The sequence below is a fragment of the Brevibacillus porteri genome (assembly GCF_003013475.1).
Classification (GTDB): domain Bacteria; phylum Bacillota; class Bacilli; order Brevibacillales; family Brevibacillaceae; genus Brevibacillus; species Brevibacillus porteri.
Genome location: NZ_PXZO01000055.1, coordinates 73,260 through 94,654 on the forward strand (window position 1 = coordinate 73,260; position 21,395 = coordinate 94,654).

A 21,395-nucleotide genomic window follows, 5' to 3' on the forward strand; every position below is an offset into this window, starting at 1 on the left:
GAGGTGCTGTATGCAAGATTCCATTACCGCATTATTGGAAGAACAAGTGGAACTTCATCCTGATGCCATTGCATTGGTATACAAAGATGCAAGCCTTACCTACAAGGAGCTTAACAGCAGAGCGAATCGATTGGCCCATTATTTAAAATCGTGCGGGGTTGGAGCAGAGAGCCGAGTTGGCTTGTACATGGATCGCTCGTTTGAAATGATCATCAGTATGGTCGCTATTTTAAAGGCAGGCGGGGCCTATGTCCCGCTTGACCCTGCCTACCCTGAGCAACGATTGCTTTATATGCTGCAAGATGCAAGCATTTCGATTGTGCTGACACAAGAAAGCTTGAAGTCCAGACTGCCGGACGGAATGAAAATCGTTTGTCCTGATCTGGACGCTAGCAAGATCAACAAGGAATCAGATGCGAATGTAGGCGAGAGTACGACTTCGGAAAGTCTAGCCTATTTGATGTATACGTCCGGTTCGACAGGAAATCCCAAAGGAGTACTCATCCCTCACCGAGGGGTGATCCGACTTACGAAGCACGCCTCCTATGTATCACTCACACCGGAAGAAACGATATTGCAACTAGCGTCGATCTCATTCGATGCGGCTACCTTCGAGATATGGGGGAGCTTGCTCAATGGCGCGAGATTGGTGATTTATCCATTTCACGGCCTTTCTCTTGACGAGTTGGGACAAGTGCTGCGTGACGAAAAAATCAGTACGCTATGGCTAACCGCAGGCATTTTTCATCAAATGATCGATTATCGGATCGAAGACTTAAGAGGAGTGCGTCAATTGTTGACTGGTGGCGACATCGTGTCCGCCAAACATGCGCAACGAGCTTTAGACATGTTACCAGAAACACTGGTGATTAATGGGTATGGTCCGACAGAGAATACGACATTTACGTGTTACTATCCCATAAAAGAGAAGAGTGAGATTCAACATTCCGTTCCAATCGGCCGACCGATCAATGATACCGAGGTCTTTATCCTAAACGATAAGCAAAAGCTCGTTCCTGTTGGTCTTGTGGGCGAATTATACGTGGGGGGAAAGGGACTCGCTTTCGGATACTGGAATCGACCGGAGTTGAATCAAGAGAAATTTATTCCGCATCCATTTCAACAAGACCCTGAAGCGAGATTATACAGGACGGGCGACCTGGTGAAATATGTGCCAGGCAGAGGAATCGAATTTATTGGTCGAAAAGATAATCAAGTAAAAATAAGAGGAAACCGTATCGAGCTCGGTGAGATCGTAGCTGTTCTCAATCAGCATGAGAGCGTAAGGGAAGCCGTCGTCCTTGTACATGAATATGGATCCGATGATAAACGCCTGATTGCTTATATCACGGGAGATGGGGATGTCGATGAATCGAAGCGGTATGCGAATGAACAATTGCCGCCTTTCATGGTCCCTTCCTATTTTGTGAAAATGGACGCTTTCCCGCTTACAGCTAACGGGAAGGTAGACCGTCAAGCATTGCCGTTGCCAGAAATGCGCACGATGAGGGATGAATTTGTCGCACCACGTACGGGTACAGAGAATCGGATCGCAGAGATTTGGTATGAAATTTTAAAGGTGGAGCGTCTTAGCATCCATGACTCCTTCTTTGATTTGGGTGGACACTCGCTACTTGCGACGCAGGTCATATCTCGCTTGCAGGATGCCTTTCATCTGTCGATCCCGTTGCGCATCTTGTTTGAATGCCCGACAATCGCAAGCCTAGATGCCAAAATCATGGAGCTTGGCCGGGATGGCAAAAGAGAACGGACACCAGCTATTGCGAGAGTCTCTCATCGAGACAAGCTGCCGTTATCGCATGCCCAGCAGCGTCTATGGTTTTTGCATCAATTGGAACCGGAAAGTACGGCCTACAACGTTCCTCACATGTGGCGCTTAACAGGGCAGTGGAATGTGCGTGCGTTGGAAACGGGATGGAATGCGCTCCTTCAACGCCATGACATCTTGCGTACTGTGTTTCCGAATGAAGGGGGTCAACCTTTCCAGGCCATTGAACCCTATGTGTATCAAACGTTACCAGTGATCGATCTACGCGATCGACCTGCTTCAGAAAAAGAAGAGCAAATCCACGACTATATCAAACAGGAAGCAGACACAAGATTTGATCTACAGCGAGGACCCTTGATTCAAGTCAAATTAATCGTCGTCGAAGAGGATCAGTTCCTTTTGCTGTGCACGATGCATCATGTCATTACGGATGGTTGGTCTGAAGATATCTTATTGGAAGAATGGCTGGCCTTTTATGAGGAAGCAGAGAGCGGGGCACGTGCGGAACTACCAGAATTGTCGATTCAATACGCTGATTTCTCGGTATGGCAGCGCGAATGGCTGACGGATGAAGTGATGAGCCAACAACTCGACTATTGGAAAGCGGAGTTGTCCGGGGAGCTACCTGCCTTGCAATTGCCGATCGATCGACCAAGACCAAGCATTCAAACCTATGCCGGAGATATGCATAAAATTGTACTGGCATCCGAATTGCTTGAGAAGCTGAAAGCGTTCAGTCGGCAAGAGAATACCACCCTATTTATGACCCTGATGGCCGCATACCAAGGCTTTTTATCCAGATATACCGGGCAAAACGATATTTTGGTGGGCAGCCCGATAGCGAACCGTAATGTAAAGGAAATCGAAGGATTGATTGGCTTTTTCGTCAATACGCTCGTCTACCGGGCGAACCTCCAAGACAATCCTACGTTCAAGCAATTACTTGCCCAAGTAAAAGAAAAAGCTCTACAGGCACAGGAATACCAAGATGTCCCGTTTGAAAAAATCGTAGAAATGCTGCAACTGGAGCGCAATACAAGCTACTCCCCGGCATTTCAGACGGTGTTCACATGGGCGGAAATGACAGCGGATGTCTATCGCACGTCCAGTGGGCAATTAGAAAAAATGCCGGTTCAGATCAATGTGGCGAAATTTGATCTTCAGTTATCCATGGGTGAGTCCGAAGACGGCCTCGTGATGAACATGATCTACAACACGGATCTATTTGATCCATCCACCATTGAAAAAATGACAGCCCGCTTCGCGCATTGGTTGCAAGAGCTTGTAAACACACCGGATGTGCCGATTGCCTTGCTGGAATTGTTGACTGAGGAAGAACGTCACAAACTCTTACTCGAATGGAATCATATTAGTGGTGACTTTGGAAAAAATGATGGGGCTACAGTCTTTATGCAAGATTCCATCTCCACATTATTTGAAGAACAAGTGGAGCTTCATCCTGACGCCACTGCATTAGCATACAAAGGCACGAGCCTGTCCTATAGAGAGCTTAATAGCAGAGCGAATCAATTGGCGCATTATTTAAAATCGTGCGGAGTAGGCGCAGATAGCCGAGTTGGTTTGTACATGGATCGCTCGTTTGAAATGATCATCAGTATGGTCGCTATTTTAAAGGCAGGCGGTGCCTATGTTCCGCTTGACCCTGCTTACCCTGAGCAACGCTTGCTTTATATGCTGCAAGATGCAAGCATCTCGATTGTACTGACACAAGAAAGCTTGATGTCCAGACTGCCAGATGGATTGAAAATCGTTTGTCCCGACCTGCAAGCTCGTGAGATCAACAAGGAATCAGATACAAATCTAGGCGAGAGTACGACTTCGGAAAGCCTTGCCTATTTGATGTATACGTCCGGTTCGACAGGAAATCCGAAGGGGGTACTCATCCCTCATCGAGGGGTGATCCGACTTACGAAGCATGCCTCTTATGTATCACTCACACCGGAAGAAACCATGCTGCAACTCGCGTCGATCTCATTTGATGCAGCTACCTTCGAAATATGGGGGAGCTTGCTCAATGGCGCGAAATTGGTGATTTATCCATTTCACGGCCTGTCTCTTGAAGAGTTGGGACAAGTGCTGCGTGACGAGGAAATCAGCACGTTATGGCTAACCGCAGGCGTTTTTCATCAAATGATCGATTACCGGATCGAGTATTTAAAAGGGGTGCGTCAATTGTTGGCTGGCGGCGACATCGTGTCTGCCAAGCATGCGCAACGTGCCTTGGATATGTTACCAGATACATTGGTGATTAACGGGTATGGCCCGACAGAAAACACGACATTTACTTGCTATTATCCTATAAAAAATAAGAGCGAAATCCAGCACTCCGTTCCGATCGGTCGACCGATCAATGATACGGAGGTGTATATCTTAAGCGAAATGTTAAAGGTAGTTCCTGACGGTCTCGTGGGGGAGTTGTATGTGGGAGGCAAGGGACTAGCTTTCGGATACTGGAACCGAACGGAAATGAGCCAAGAGAAGTTTATTCCGCATCCTTTTCAACAAGACTCTGAAGCGAGATTATACAGGACGGGCGACCTGGTGAAATATGTGCCGGGGCGAGGAATCGAATTTATCGGTCGAAAAGATAATCAAGTGAAAATAAGAGGGAACAGGATTGAGCTCGGTGAGATTGTAGCTGTCCTCAGTCATCATGAGAGCGTAAGAGACGCCGTCGTCCTTATACATGAATATGGAGCGGACGATAAACGTCTGATTGCTTATATCGCGGGAGACGGGGATGTCGATGAATGGAAACGGTATGCGAGTGAACAATTGCCATCTTTCATGGTCCCTTCCTATTTTGTGAAAATGGACGTTTTCCCACTTACAGCTAACGGGAAGGTGGACCGTCAAGCATTGCCGCTTCCAGAAATGCGCACGATGAAGGACGAATTTGTCGCACCACGTACGGGTACAGAGAATCGGATCGCAGAGATTTGGCGTGAAGTTTTAAAAACGGAAACGGAACGATTGAGTATCCACGATTCCTTTTTCGATTTGGGTGGACACTCGTTGCTTGCGACGCAGGTCATATCCCGCTTGCAGGAAGCCTTTCATCTGTCGATCCCGTTGCGCATCCTGTTTGAATGCCCGACCATCGCAAGTCTAGATGCCAAAATGATGGAGCTTGGCCGGGATGGAAAAAAAGAACGGACACCAGCTATTGTGAAAGCCTCGCATCTTGAAAAGCTGCCGTTATCGCATGCCCAGCAGCGTCTATGGTTTTTACATCAATTAGAACCGGAGAGTACGGCGTACAATGTTCCTCACATGTGGCGCTTAACAGGGCAGTGGAATGCGCAGGCGTTGGAAATGGGATGGAATGCGCTTCTTCAACGCCATGACATCTTGCGCACTGTGTTTTCGAATGAAGGGGGTCAACCTTTCCAAGTCATTGAACCCCATGTGTCTCGAACGTTGCCAGTGACTGATCTACGCGATCGACCTGCCGCCGAAAAAGAAGAGCAAATTCACGATATTATCATGCAGGAAGCAGACAGAAGGTTTGATCTACAGCGGGGACCCTTGATTCAAGCAAAGTTAATCGTCGTCGAAGAGGATCAGTTCCTTTTGCTGTGCACGATGCATCATGTCATTACGGATGGCTGGTCTGAGGATATCTTATTGGAAGAATGGTTGGCCTTTTACGAGGAAGTAGAAAGTGGAACACGTACGGAGCTGAGAGAATTGCCGATTCAATACGCTGATTTCGCGGTATGGCAGCGTGAATGGCTGACGGATGAAGTGATGGGCCGACAACTGGACTATTGGAAAGCGGAGTTGTCTGGAGAGCTTCCTGTCTTGCAATTGCCGATTGATCGACCAAGACCAAGCATTCAAACCTACGCTGGAAGTATGCATAAGATGGTGCTGACATCCGAATTGCTTGAGAAGCTGAAAGCGTTTAGTCGGCAAGAGAATACCACCTTATTTATGACCCTGATGGCCGCTTACCAAGGCTTTTTATCCAGATATACCGGACAGACCGATATTTTGGTGGGAAGCCCCATAGCGAATCGACATGTAAAGGAAATCGAAGGATTGATTGGCTTTTTCGTCAATACGCTCGTCTACCGGACGAACTTCCAAGACAATTCAACGTTCCAGCAATTACTTGCCCAAGTAAAAGAAAAAGCTCTACAGGCACAGGAGTACCAAGATGTCCCGTTTGAAAAAATCGTAGAAATGCTGCAACTGGAACGCAATACAAGCTACTCCCCGGTATTTCAGACAGTGTTCACATGGGCAGAAATGACAGCGGATGTCTATCATTCGTTCAGTGGGCAATTAGAAAAAATGCCGGTTCAGATCAATGTGGCGAAATTTGATCTTCAGTTATCTATGGGTGAGTCTGAGGACGGTCTCGTGATGAACATGATCTACAACACGGATTTATTTGATGCATCCACGATTGAAAAAATGACAGAGTACTTCGCAAATTGGTTGCAAGAGCTTGTGAATGCACCGGACGTGCCGATGGCCTTGCTAGAATTGTTGAGCGAGAAAGAACGTCACAAAATCCTCGTGGAGTGGAATGATACAGCAGTCGCCATTCCAGAGAATACATGCCTGCATGATTTGTTTATCGAACAAGCAAAAAAGACACCGGAACTCATTGCAGCTGAATATGGCAGTGAAAAGATGACCTATCAAGAACTGGATAGACGTTCTAACCAGTTAGCGCACTACCTGATTATGCTGGGTGTTGGACCCAATACGCCTGTCGGGATATGTATGAATCGCTCCATCGAGCTTGTCATTTCGATTCTCGGCATCGTAAAGGCTGGCGGAGCATTTCTCCCCTTGGATACCGAAATGCCGCAAACGAGGATGGCGAAACTGTTGGAAAGCTCCAAAACCAACATTTGTATATCCGAGCCGGAGTTCATGAACCTGTTCGGACAAGCCACTCATGTGAGATGTATAGATTCCCAAGCGGAAAAAGAAAAAATAGCAAGCATGCCGGAGGGATTGCCGGAGCAAACCGTAAAACCGACAGATTTAGTTTCGATTTATTACACGTCAGGTTCGACCGGAAATCCGAAAGGCGTTGAAAACCTCCATTATGGTTGGGTAAATCGCATGTTATGGATGCAGCGACAACATGGCTTGGGGCAGGGAGAGTCTGTTCTGCAAAAAACAACCTTAACATTTGATGATGCAGCTGTTGAGTTTTTTTGGCCATTGTCTGTAGGGGGACGGATATCACTCTTGGAACCATGGCTGCATCGGGACCCTGAGGCGATTATCCAGGCTGCTATTCACTATCAAGTTGCGTGCATTCAATTTGTACCAAGCATGCTCAATATGTTTGTGGACGCCCTTACTCCAGAAGATGCATCTAACTTGCACAAATTAAAAAATGTCATCTCCAGTGGGGAGGCGCTATTACCCGAAACAGTAGGCAAGTTCTTTAAAAAGCTAAATGCCAAACTCCATAATACGTGGGGGGCCACAGAAGTATCGATCGACTCCACCATTTACACATGCTCACCAATGGACGTGCTGGAAAAGGATTGTGTGAGTGTAGGCAAGCCGATTGATAACAACAGAGTCTATGTTCTTGACCAAAATAGGAAGGCTGTCCCAATTGGCGTCATTGGCGACCTCTATATTGGTGGCCTTGGATTGGCCAGAGGCTATCTGCATAATAGCGAGAAAACCCAAGAAGTATTTATGGAGAATCCGTTTGTACCTGGGGAAAGAATATATCGGACCGGCGACAAGGGGTACTTCCTGCCTTCGGGCAACATTAAATTCGTAGGCAGACAAGATAATCAAATCAAGATTAGAGGCATGCGGGTTGAATTGGGTGAAATTGAATCCACATTAAGCAGGCATCCGTCCGTTCGTGAAGCAGCCGTTATTTCTGTGAAAAACGACAGGTCAGCTACCGAATTGGCTGCTTATATCGTGGGGGACGGGGATGTAAACGAATGGCGGGCATTCCTGAAGGAGCATTTGCCTGCTTATATGATTCCAACTTATTTCATGAAGTTGGACAGCATTCCTAAAACCACGAGTGGAAAAATTGACCGAAATCTACTGGAATTACCAGTCATGAAACCAAGCGATTTCTCGATCATTGAGCCGCGCACGATACCTGAAGAACTTATCCACTCCATCTGGTGCGATATATTACAGCTGGATCGGATTTCGATCAAGGACTCATTCTTTGATAGGGGTGGACATTCCTTATTGGCTACGCAAGTCATTTCCCGCATGCGAAATGTTTTGGGGATGGACATACCTTTGCGCACGATTTTTGAGTTTCCAACCATTGAAGCGATTGCCGCCCGTATTTCTGAGATTAAGCAAGGCAGTGAGACGAATACCCGCATCCATGAAGTATCGCGCGTGGAAAATCAGACAGATGTCTCCTTATTCGAAGTATCCCATGGGCAAAGGAGACAATGGTTCCATGCAAAATTCAGTGACCAAGAAGCAGTAGGAGGGGTGTACCTCTTTGAAGTAGACGGTCCCGTTGACAGTCATTCTCTGCACAGATCTATGGGCCTCATGTTTGAACGTCACAGAATCATGCGCACGACGATTATAGAAAACGAAGGGCAATTGTATCAAAAAGTGCATGACGACCTTGAGGTGGAGAATGCGTTTGTAGATTTGTCTTCGTTATCTGTGACGGAAGGCGAGCAGCGTATCAAAATGGATTTGCAAGCTGCTCTGTACAAGCCATTTGATTTTTCGCGAGAGTCTTTCTTCCGGATGACTTTGTATCGAATCTCATCAACGAAGCACTTCTTCATTTTGAGCGCGCATCATATTGGATTTGATGGCTGGTCGTTAGATGTGTTTATGAATGATCTCGCGGGCATTTATCAACAAGTAAAGAGTGGGGTGCAACAGGAGTTTTCCAAACCATTGGATTATATGGATTACACCTTGTGGCAGCAAGCACGGTTGCAAAATGGAGAACTGAACCGACAACGGGACTATTGGTTAAAACAACTGCAACAAAATGTAGATGCACCGTTCATACCGCGAGAGACACAATCGTTCGCACACGGCAACCGAATTTCAAACGTAGCTTCGCTTCCAATCGAGCAAGTGAAGGGACAATCGCTTTTAGAATTGACTCGAATGACTGGTGGTACCGTCTATACGAGCTTGCTTGCGGCGATCAACATTTGGCTGTCACTCCTCACAGATCAAACCATCATAACTGTCGGCTCGACATTATCTGGCCGCACGCAGACGGATCTAGAAGGAATTATTGGTCCGCTCATCAATCCGGTCGCCATGCGTACAGACTTGTCTGGCAACCCGACTGTATTGGAAATGATGAACAGAACAAGAGAAACCGCATATGGTGCGTACGAGAATCAAGAGTATCCGTACAATTTGGTTGTAGAGGATCAACTAGCTGCCACAGGAGATAAGAAGAGTTTGTATTCCCTTGTTTTTATTGGACAGCATGTATCGAACAATCAGCCTGAATCAGATGAAATGACCTTTACAGAATGTCCGTTACGTCGTTTTCTGGATGAAACGATTATCAAAGCATATGAAGGCAGTCACTTTGTTCAAGACGATCAATTGGATATGATGTTATTTTTGTCCACGCGTCATGACCAACTGACGTTAACGGCACATTACAACACGGAAGCATTCAGTGAAAATGCCATGGATACGTTACTGGATCAGTTAAAGCATGTCATTTGCCAAATGATTGACAATCCAATGCAGCGCTTGTCTCAAATAAACTTGGTGGAAGAATATGATTTCAATGAACTATTCAGCTAACTAGTTTATGGCTGTTGGGGCATGCTGGTGAGAGCCGCATGCCCAACCATTACGCAGTTGCGTATCGGGGAGACTACGAATGATGGATAAAACTTTTATCAAAACCATCCCTCTGTCTGAGGCTCAAAAAGATTACTATCTACACTATTTAGTCTATCCAATGAGTCCATATTATCAGGAGCAGTATCTGTTCCACTTCGAAAGCCGATTGGATGTATCGGTTACGATCCGTACACTTCACGAGATCGTGAAACGCCACGAAATCTATCGTTCCATTTTTGTTTTGGAAGACGAGCCCATCCAAAAAGTATATAGCGAGCCCGTATTGGATTTTGAACATGTGTCTTCCACGACCTGGGACGACACGATGATTAGAGAATATTTCAATGAGGAGTTCAGCAAGCCTTTTACGCTGGAAGAGGGGCGGTTATTCAGTTGCAGATTGCTCGATTATAAAGAAAGCGGGAGTATTTTATGTTTCAAGTATCACCATATCTGCTTTGATGGGTGGAGTGTTTCGCTCACGCTCGATGAATTTACGATGATCTACCAACTACTGATCACGGGCAATGATCACGAGTTGCAACCACAAATACACCAATACGCGGACTTTGTGGAGTGGGAACAGAATTACATAGCGAGCCCAGAAGGCGAAGCTGCGAGAGGTTTTTGGAAAAAGAAATTGGGTGGGACTCTTGAGAGGGTAGAAGTACCGCCAGATAAAAAGCGTCCGAGTACCCCTTCGTTTAAAGGGGGGATATCATTCTTTACGTTTACCCGCCAACTCCGGGATGAGTTGATTGCTTATCATAAACATCACAAATATCCTACGGATGTCATTTATTTATCCCTTTTTAGTGCTTTTCTTTATCGGATAACTGGGCAAGACGACCTCATTGTTGGCGTACCGAGATACGGCAGGCCAAAAAGAGAGTTTCATACGATCATGGGACCGTGTATGGTAATGCTTCCTCTGCGAATCAAAATTCCTAAGAACAGCTCGCTTCGTGAGTTGGCAAAGCAGATTCATGAAGAATTGTCTTTATGTTCCCAGTATCAAAACTATCCAATCTCTTTGATTACAGCTGAATTGCAATATGAGCGCGATAAAAAATATGCTTCCTTTTTTTCAACAGCTTTCGTCCATCAAAAAGCGATTAAGCAAGATGCAGCGATTATGCTGGGCAATGCGCAAAATACTTTTCATAGCAATGATCTTACCGTAAGCACCTATCCGATTGGCAAAGATGTGTCCCAGTATGATTTATGTTTGGTCGTTGAAAAGGACAACCATCATGACATACTGGCAGGGTTCGAATACAATTCGGATATTTTGGATGAAGAAACCATTGCCAAATGGGTTTCCGACTTTGAACGCACCAGTCTTTCTCTTTTGAAAAATGATGGTGAAAACATCCCTGCACATGCAGGCAAGCCCGCTGATTGGATGGAGAGTCTTTCCACTTTGCCTTCCCTCAAGATATTGCCAGAGGACGTCATCCCACTCTCTACCGACTCAATAAAGTTCGAGGAAGTGACGTTTGAATGGACATGCTTGCGGGAGGCTGGGATATCTCATCTGGCTAAAGTTTGGGATGCCTCTTCCTATGCGATATTCATGACCGTATTTCTCGTACTTTTGTATGCAGAAACCGAGAAGGAGGATTTGGCTTTGGCATTTCGTGCGGGGTGGGACGAGAGCGAGGATGTCCCAAGCGCCCTGCTTTTACGAGCTGATCTGACAGGCAATCCACTACTTGGCGATTTGGTTTTGCAAGTACAAAGCAAGTTAAAAGAAGCCCATTATCATCAAGCGTCCTTTCCTAAACCTCACGAGCCTCAACTCTTATTTGAAATGAGTAAGAATGAATATCCCTCCACGATTGATTTTCAATTCCGCATCCATGAATCTAACAACCACATACATGGCGCCATTACCTATAAATCGAATGTATTCAAGAGGGAGACAGTGCAACGGATCTGCACCCAATATGAATACTTGTTGGAAAGTGTGACAGCCGAGTCGCATCAAAGAATCCGCGAGATTGTCAGTCATCTGAACAGCCAATTTCTAACCAGTGATGATTTTGAACAATTATTTCTGTAGCGAAAGAGGTGCACTGGCTTGAAGCATTTAACGAAAGAGAACGTACTGGAAGTCATAGAGCTTTCCATGGTGCAAAAGCAATTATTACGTCCTGACAAGATGACAACCATGCGCTATCTCATCGAGCACCGTCTCGAACTGGAACGCATTCAAGAAACGTGGAAGGAATTAGTCAGCCAGACGCCGGTGATGCGAACAGTTTTCCGCCAGCTCAAAAATAAACATGTACAAGTCGTATTGAAGGAGCTACCCATTCCTATTGACTGGCACGATGTACGGGAATTATCTCCTGAACAGCAAGAGCAAGTGTATCTCTCTACACTTACATCTCATCAGGAGCCCATTCCGTATGAGGAGGGGCCATTGATCCGGGTATCGATTTTGAAGATGGACGCCAATCAATCCGTCCTCATCTGGACTCATCATGCATTATGTATGGACGATGCCAGTCGCGAGCTTCTTGTAGCGGAATGGCTGAAACGGGTACGGGGTAATCAGCCATCTGCCGACCAGCGGGCCTCATTCAAAGAGTACGTTGCTTGGGAGTCAAGCCAAGATGGCTCCAATGTCAAAAGCTTTTGGGCAGATCAATTCCAAGGCTATGAAAGCGAGAATGTGTTTTATCCAGTACAAGGGGCACAGAAGGATGCGAGCCATCCGATCACTTGCAACGCTGTTCTTTCCGAAGCGGTAACCACGTCCATCAGAAGGATGGCATTCGAGCAGCGAGTATCCATAGAGGCCATCTTTCAGGCTGCTTGGCTCCTCTTGGAGAATATGTACAGTGGCGAGGACAAGCTGGTCATTGGGGTTACCGTCTCTGGCAGACCGGAAACATGGAAAGAGGCGAATACCATTATTGGGCCACTGGCTCACAGCTTACCTGTTTTCCAGACCGTGCATGCGAATCAAAAAGTGCGTGATGTCGTAAAGGATGTCGAGGAAAGCTGGGAACAACTACAGCAAAATGATATGGCCACACTAGACATGGTCCGTAACTATGCAGGCATCCGAGAAACTGATCTTATATTTGGAACGACATTGACGATACGGAATGGTGCAGAAGATCACCAAGAATCTGCCATGCTTTATCGCGGCGGCCTCCAAACAGGGGAGATAGTGGTGACGGTCGGGCAGCTCATGAAAATTCAATTTTTCCATATGAATGCGTCCTCTACGAGCGATCTGGAACGATTGCAGTCCCATTACATCCATATGCTCGAGCAGATTTGCTCAGAGGCAGACAGGAACATCAGCGATCTGAACATCGTGACGGATGAAGAACAAGAGATCATGACGAAGGTGATGGGCAATTTCGCCATGTCGAATCGCAATATGGAGCAATTTGCGCACCATATCATAGAAGAGCAGGTCAAGCGCAATCCTGACGCTGTTGCTGCTATCGATGGGAAGCAATCCATCACCTACCGGGAATTGAATGAGGATTCGAACCGATTGGCGCATTGGTTGCGAAGACAAGGATTTGGCCGAAATGATCTTGCTTGCCTATTTGCTGAGAGAAGCGTCGACATGCTGCTTGGCATTCTGGCTGTGCTGAAAGCAGGAGGGGCCTATGTCCCGCTTGATACAGCCCATCCCGATCAACGACTCCTTACGATTCTTGATAACAGCAAGGCGAAGGTTTTACTGACCGAGGCGCGTTTCCAATCGCGTAGCATGGCCTTGGCAGACAGATTGGAGCACAAGCCAGTTGTGTTTTGCCTGAATAAGGGGGACGGGACAAGCTCGGACATTTCTTCCTTGCAAGCGTCGGATACATCGAATCCAGAGATCATCCATGCGCATGATGATTTGGCAAACGTCTTTTTTACCTCAGGCTCCACTGGTATGCCAAAAGGGGCAATGATCGAGCATAGCGGCATGCTGAATCATCTTTACGCCAAAATGGATGTCCTTGGACTGAATGAAGATAGCATCGTAGCGCAGAATGCTTCTCATTGCTTTGATATATCGGTGTGGCAATTCCTGGCTCCTTTGATGGCAGGGGGTAAGCTAGTGATTTACGACAACGAGACGGCTACTGATCCGGATGCATTGCTCCAAGCCTTGAATCGAGACGGTGTCACCGTAATTCAAATGGTACCGGCGATGATAGAAGCATTGCACAATGTTGCACTGACTCTTCCACCGGAACAGCATGTGTTACCTCAATTGCAATACATGATTTCTACTGGTGAAGGATTGCCGGTAACCCTGTGCCAAAAGTGGCAAAGCCTGTATCCCGATGTGATTGTAGTGAACACGTATGGAGCTACGGAGTGCTCAGATGATACGATGCATGAAATCATTGATCGTTCGTATTCGCATGATGATTATCCTTATGTGGCCTTGGGAAGCTCGATCGCCAATATGAAGCACTATGTGCTGGACAAATGGATGCGCTCCGTTCCAGTTGGTTGTGTCGGGGAAATCTACATTTCTGGAACTGGCGTAGGGCGGGGGTATCTCCATGATGCTGAACGCACTGAGCTAGCATTTTCAGAAAATCCATTTTTGCAGGGTAGAAAAGAACGGCTATATAAAACAGGCGATTTGGGACGTTATTTGTCAAATGGGAGACTCGTATTTGTTACGCGTGCTGATTTTCAGGTGAAAGTACGCGGACATCGCATAGAGCTCGGCGAGATAGAAAATGCCCTTTTACGTCACACGCTGGTGAGACAGTGTGTAGCGGTTGCACGGGAAGATGAAAATGGGCAGAACGGAATTGCTTGCTATGTGGTCATGCATGAACAGCAGAGTGAGCATGAGCTGCAAGCCTATCTCAGAACGATCTTGCCGGAGTATATGGTTCCGGAGCGAATCGTCATTCTGGATGCAATGCCACTGAATCGCAACGGAAAAGTAGACAAAAAAGCATTGCCAGAGACAGACGTGATTCAAAAGAAGTCTGAAGCATTCGTCGCTCCGCGCAACGATCTGGAACGAAGCTTGGCAGCTATCTGGCGTACCGTACTAAACATAGAGGACATTGGGATTGACGATGACTTTTTCCAGCTTGGCGGGCATTCTATGAAAACGATTCAGGTTCGCTTGCGCATGAAAAGAGAGATGGGCATAGAAGTTACCATCAAGGACTTATTCGAGCATCGAACCATTCGGGAATTATCCTCCCTGTTTCATCACGAGGAAGCGCTGTCCACAGGTGAGCTCCATACGCAACATGATCGATTAACGATCCCCAAAGCAACAGAGCAAGCGTATTACCCGGTGTCACATGCGCAGAGGAGACTGTTTTTCATTCAGCAGCTAGAGCCTGAGAATACGGCTTATAATATGCCGACGATCTACCATATCACGGGACTATTGAAGGAGCGTGTCCTGCATCAGGCATTCGGGTTGCTCGTAAAAAGACATGAAGTGCTGCGAACAAAGTTCCTGTTAAGAGACGGACGCCCCGTTCAACAGGTGCTGCCGAGCAATGACTTCACCTATGCATTTGTCGATCTTTCCAATGAGTCAGAAGCGTCGAAGCAAGAAGCGATTGATCTGATTATCCAAAAAGAGACGGAAACCAGCTTTGATTTTGACAGGGATACATTGTTTCGGGTGAAGTTATGCAAGGCTGCGGAAGAAAAATACGTATTGTTAATGAACATGCATCACATGATCAGTGATCAATGGTCGTGGGGGATATTGATGAAGGATTTGGGCACCATCTACGAATCCTTGCATCAAGGGATAGACCTCGAATTGCCGGAGTTGAGCATCCAGTATAAAGATTACGCAGTCTGGCAAAATCAGTCGATTCATCATGGAGAGCTGGCAGAATCAGAAGCGTATTGGCTGAAGACATTCGAAAAAGAGATCCCAGTATTGGACTTGCCGACAGATTTCCAGCGACAGCCTGTACAAACGTATTTTTCGGCAACGGAATCTTATCAAATTCCGGAAAAAGCGTTTAGCCGCATGAAAGAGATTGCTCAGCAACATGATGCATCCATGTTTATGGTGATTTTATCAACGATAGGCATTTGGCTGTCCAAGCTGACCAATCAACAGGATATCATCATCGGTACTCCGGAGGCTGGCCGGAACCACATGGATATTGAACAGGTCATTGGATTTTTTATTAACACACTCCCGTTGAGACTAGAAGTCAATCAGGAGCATACCTTTATCGAGGCGTTGCAGGTTTGGCGCCAGCAAGCACTGGAGTCTTACATGCATCATGAGTATCCATTCGATAAATTGGTCGAAAAAATTAATCCGGAAAGAGATGTTAGCCGCAATCCTATTTTTTCTTTCATGTTCCAATATATTGAAAAAACGGAAGAGGAAAATGAAATAAATGGCTTGGAAATGACAGCTGTTGAATCCTATAACTCCATGACGAATTTCGATTTATCGCTCGTATGCATGGACCTAGAAAATGGAGCGGGTTTGACTGTCGAATATCGCACGGATTTATGTAAGCCAGAAACGGTTCAACGGATGCTCAAATATTTGGGCAACATCATCGAACAGGTAGCCAATCAACCAGATATCCATTTCAAGCATATCGAATTGTTGTCAGTGGAAGAAAAACAGGCAATGATCTCTGCCTATAAGGAAGTTTCTTTTACCAATGGGGATGAGCATAAAACAATCATCGAGCTATTCGAGGAGCAAACAGAGAAAACCCCGGATCGCATTGCTCTCGCTTTTGAAGAGCAAGAACTGTCTTATTCAGAACTGAATAAACGGGTGAATCAGCTGGCGCGGACATTGGTAGCTGCGGGCGTCCATGCAAATCAAATGGTGGGGATCATCGCAGAACGGTCCATAGAGATGATCGTTGGCGTATTGGCGATTGTGAAAGCGGGTGGAGCCTACGTCCCCATTGACCCTGATTATCCGGAAGAGCGCATACGGTACATGCTGGAACATTCGGGAGCAGAAGTTTTGCTGTTGCATCAGTCGGTACGCAACAAAGTGAATACTGACAAAAAAATGATCATGCTTGACGATGAGGAGTCCTATCATCAGGAGAATACGAATCTGGGGTTACCTGTTCAGTTTGATCAGCTTGCTTATGTGATTTATACATCAGGCACTACGGGAACGCCAAAGGGAGTCATGATTGAACACCGACAGCTTCATTCGCTTGCGCAGGCATGGAAACAAGAATACAAGCTGGATGAATTCCCCGTCAGGAGTTTGCAATGGGCAAGTTTTTCTTTTGATGTGTTTACGGGTGATTATATAAGATGTCTGTTAAACGGTGGGAAACTGGTTATTTGCCCAAAAGATGCGAGAGTGGATTTGGAGCGCCTTTACCACCTGATGGAAAAGCATGAGATTAATCTGTTTGAATCGACTCCCGTCCTGGTGATTCCTTTCATGGACTATCTCTATGAAAATGGGCTCAACATAGACTTCATGAAAATATTGATTCTTGGCTCGGATCAATGCCCGTTACATGCCTTTCACAAGCTTGTCGATCGATACGGAAGCACAATGAGAATCTTAAACAGCTATGGAGTGACGGAGGCTACCATTGATTCCTCCTATTATGAAAGAGATAAACAGCAAGATTACAAATTTTTGCCGATTGGCAAGCCTTTGCCAGGGGTGAAGATGTATATTCTGGACGCCAATCTTCATGTGCAGCCTGTGGGTGTCCCAGGAGAACTGTATATTGGAGGCTTGGGAGTAGGAAAAGGATATTTCAAGCGGCCAGATTTGACGAATGAAAAATTCGTTCCCAATCCGTTTTGTATCGGTGAAAGCATGTATAAGACAGGGGATATGGCTCGATGGCTCCCCAGCGGAGATATTGAATTTTTAAGGCGATTGGATAATCAGGTAAAAATACGTGGGAATCGAATCGAATTGGAAGAAATCGAAGCGGAATTACGAAAGATGGGCGATATTCGCGACGCGGTCGTTATTGCAAGAGCGGATGAATCCGGTCAAAAAAGGCTGGTTGCATTCTATGTAGCTGCAAAAGCTGTGGAATCGAACGTATTGAGAGAGTCGTTGCGGAAGTCGTTACCGGCATTTATGGTCCCAGCCCATTTTGTTCAGCTAGATGAAATACCAGTAACGCCGAATGGAAAGATTGATCGAAAAGCGTTAGTGGATATCAACATCGTCTTGCAGAGTGAAATGGAATATGTGGAGCCCCAAACGGACGACGAGAAGATATTGGTAGCTGTGTGGCAAGACGTTTTACATGAGAAAAAGATTGGGACTTTGGATCATTTCTTTGAACTTGGTGGCGACTCTATCAAATCGATTCAAGTTTCATCGCAATTAGCAGCTTTGGGATACAAGATGGAGATTCGAGATCTTTTCAAATATCCAACGATCGCAGAACTGAGTACAAAACTGAAACTGATGAATAGGAAAATTGACCAGAAGGATACTGAAGGCGTTGTACCGCTGACCCCGATTCAGCATTGGTTGATACAAGAACACAGTCAGCATCTCCATCACTATAACCAATCTTTTGTGTTGTACCGCAAAGAGCGGTTTGACGAGGAGATAGTTCGCAAAGTCGTCGATAAGCTCGTACAGCACCATGATGCACTGCGAATGATTTTCCGCCAAACCGAGACAGGTTATGAGGCTTATAATCGAGGCGTCAACACTAGCGACATGTATCGTCTGGAGATTTGGGACTATCAAAACAAGAATGGGTCTGAGATCGAACAAGCGATGGACTTGAAATGCAGTGAAATTCAATCGAGGCTTAACATTTTTGATGGCCCATTAATGAGGCTAGGGTTATTCCAATGCTCGGATGGCGATCACTTGCTTATTGCTGTTCATCATTTAGTCGTAGACGGGGTATCATGGCGCATTTTAATCGACGATTTCAAAACAGCTTATGGGCAGCTCCTCCGTAATGAAGAGATTCGTTTCCCTTTAAAAAGTGATTCAGTCCAATTATGGGCGCAACAATTGAACGAGTATGCCAATAGCGAAAGGCTCGAGCAAGAGCGTGAATATTGGAATCGAATCGAGGAAAGGGACACTCAAGCGTTGCCAACGGATTACGATGAGCAAAAACCGCTTCGGAAAACAACCAGGACGAAAACGGTCATGATGGATCAGCAGCAAACCGAGGAATTGCTAAAACAAGCCAATCGCGCCTATCAGACGGAAATCGATGAACTTTTGTTGGCTGCTATTGGAATGGGCTTTAAAAAATGGGCAAATATCGATCGCGTCGTCTTGAATATGGAAGGGCATGGTAGGGAATCGATTTTACCAGATCTGAACATTAACCGCACAGTGGGATGGTTCACGAGTGAATATCCAGTGATGGTAGATGTCGGGAACGAAATGAATCCGTCAGCTATCATTCCTAAAATCAAAAAAGATGTACGACGAATCCCACATAAAGGGATTCACTACGGTATATTGAAATATTTGTCTGCAAAATCGCCAAACACCACCATGAATGTACATCCTGAGGTCAGTTTTAATTATTTGGGACAATTTGATATGGATCGAAAAGAAAAGGATGACGACATTCAATTGTCCACATTCTCAGGCGGAGAATCAATGAGTCTGGAGCAGTTCCGGGAATGCAAGATTGACATTGAGTGCGTGGTGTTAAATGGAAGCTTTCACTTTATGGTAGCTTACAGCGAGGCACAGTATAAAACGGAAACCATCGAACGACTTACTGCATGCCTTCAGGATAGTCTTAGGGAAGTCCTCCAACACTGCATGATGAAATTGCGCAACAATCCTGACCACGAAATCGCTGGAGAATGGGTGGACTTCGAAGCAGTGATAGACGGATTTTTCGACTCTTCTACGATGAGTGATCTTCCTGGCGCAATTGCGGTGGTAGTCCAACACGGTCAAGTGAAAGTAAAGAAGGCTTACGGTTACGCTAATCTATCAGAGAAAGTGCCCATGAGTGCAGATGAAACCGTAGTCAAGGTAGGTTCGATTTCCAAACTCGTAACAGTCGCTGCCATTATGAAGCTAGTGGAGCAAGGTCTGATTGGATGGAACGAGGATGTTCAGCAATACCTCGATATGGAAATACCGAGAAGGGTTGAGGGCCCACTAACGGTAGAACATTTACTCAGTTATACAACAGGGTTTGACTCGCCAGACGCGGGAAATGATCAAAGCTATCATCTTGGCGGGCGTGACTCCCTAACGTTACGAGAGTATATTCACCGCTATATGCCAACCGTGATTTACAAGCCTGGCGAACAATATGGGAATGAGAATTTTGCCTTTATGCTGGCGGGTTATCTTGTGGAAAGAGTTACGGGAGTTTCCTTTGATCACTATGTAAGAGAGCATTTCTTTACGCCTCTCGAAATGACAGACAGCAGTTTTCTACTACAACCAGAATTAGAGGCGAAGATGGCCACAGGCTATGATCTAGAAAATCAGGCCGTGCAAAAGTACGATTTCAGCCCTGCAATCTCACCAGACGGCAGCATGCTCTCCACGGGGCACGATATCGCCACATTCATGCTGGCTCTCTTACGTGGAGGCGCTGATGGCAAAGAATCGATTTTAGAGGCGGATTCGATAGACAAAATGTTCTCCAGTAAATCAGTACCACATCCAACAGGGGCAAATACAGGGTATGGATTTACAGTGAAATTCCACCCAGAATACGTACATGAGAATATTTTGGCGAAGGCAGGCGAGGTCATAGGCTTTAACTCCTTTATGTGGTTCCTGCCAGAAAAACAAATGGGGGTCTTTGTTAGTACAAATAAAAGTCAATTCAACAAAATCGAATTTTTCGATTACTTTATGAAGCGCTATCGTCCTGCGGAAGCGATCATCATGTAAATCATATTCGTGTAAACGGGGGGGCCACTATGAGCATGATAAAGACTAGTTCCATTAGTCGTTTTCCTAATACGAATGACGTAGGAATCGGTGTATCTATCGGTACTTTTGGGGAACTACTGCAGGGGATTCTAGAGGAAAATAATCTGGATTTTCTGGTGACTTTGCCTATCAAAAATGCATCCTACGCTACTTTTTATTCGATTCCAACCTTACAGGAGATCATCATCGTGCCACGCTCCAAGCAAAAATCAAAAAGGTTGGCGGAAAAAATCATTCAGCACTATGGATTGCCGGCAGGTGGAATTTTAGAGATCAACTCTGAACTCCCGGTTGGAAAAGGCTTGGCAAGCTCATCAGCAGATTTGGTGGCTGCCTCCAGAGCGGTTGGAGATTGTTTCGATATAAGCATTGAGCCTTCCTTACTAGAGTGGTTTTTGTCGAGTATTGAGCCGACGGATGGCGTTATGTATGAGGGGGCGGTTTCTTACTACCATAAAGAAGTCAGATTGCGAGAATACATCGGGGAACTGCCGGCATTATGCATTTTAAGTATTGATGAGGGAGGAACCATCGATACCGTTGAGTTCAATAAGCGAACAAAGCCCTATACCCAAGAAGACAAGATGGAGTACAGCGTGTTGTTACAAAAAATCACGAAAGCAATCAGAGAAAGAGATGTCCACATGATAGGTGCCGTCTCTTCCCGAAGTGCGATCTTGAATCAAAAGATTCTGCCCAAAAAATTATTGCCGGAAGTCATGGAGATCAACGAGAAAATTGGCGGGTTAGGTACTGTTGTGGCACATAGTGGGACCAGCCTCGGTATTTTATTGTTGAAAGAAGAAACTGATTTCTATCAAAAGCTGGAACTGGGGTATAGATGGTTAAGTGAACTGAATAAAGAAGTGCATGTGTACCACACCTAGA

General features: G+C 45.8%; 4 protein-coding genes. All 4 read left to right on the forward strand.

The features are described 5' to 3' along the window. The first annotated feature begins 10 nt into the window (after window positions 1-10). The 4 genes from C7R92_RS25950 to C7R92_RS25965 all read left to right on the forward strand — a co-directional run bounded on the left by C7R92_RS25950 (window position 11) and on the right by C7R92_RS25965 (window position 21,394). Window positions 11-9,577, forward strand: a complete 9,567-nt coding sequence (locus C7R92_RS25950) for a non-ribosomal peptide synthetase (protein WP_106836139.1) — start codon at window positions 11-13, stop codon at window positions 9,575-9,577. A 79-nt stretch (window positions 9,578-9,656) separates the two neighbouring features. Further along, complete coding sequence (locus tag C7R92_RS25955; RefSeq protein WP_106836140.1) at window positions 9,657-11,684, forward strand: condensation domain-containing protein; 2,028 nt, start codon at window positions 9,657-9,659, stop codon at window positions 11,682-11,684. Window positions 11,685-11,702: 18 nt separating this feature from the next. Beyond that, the gene (locus tag C7R92_RS25960) at window positions 11,703-20,465 is read left to right on the forward strand and encodes a non-ribosomal peptide synthetase (protein ID WP_106836141.1); all 8,763 of its coding nucleotides are present in this window, start codon (window positions 11,703-11,705) and stop codon (window positions 20,463-20,465) included. 29 nt (window positions 20,466-20,494) lie between these two features. Continuing rightward, entirely contained in the window at window positions 20,495-21,394 is a 900-nt protein-coding gene (locus C7R92_RS25965) for a GHMP family kinase ATP-binding protein (RefSeq protein WP_106836142.1), read from the forward strand. The last annotated feature ends 1 nt before the right edge of the window (window position 21,395 follow it).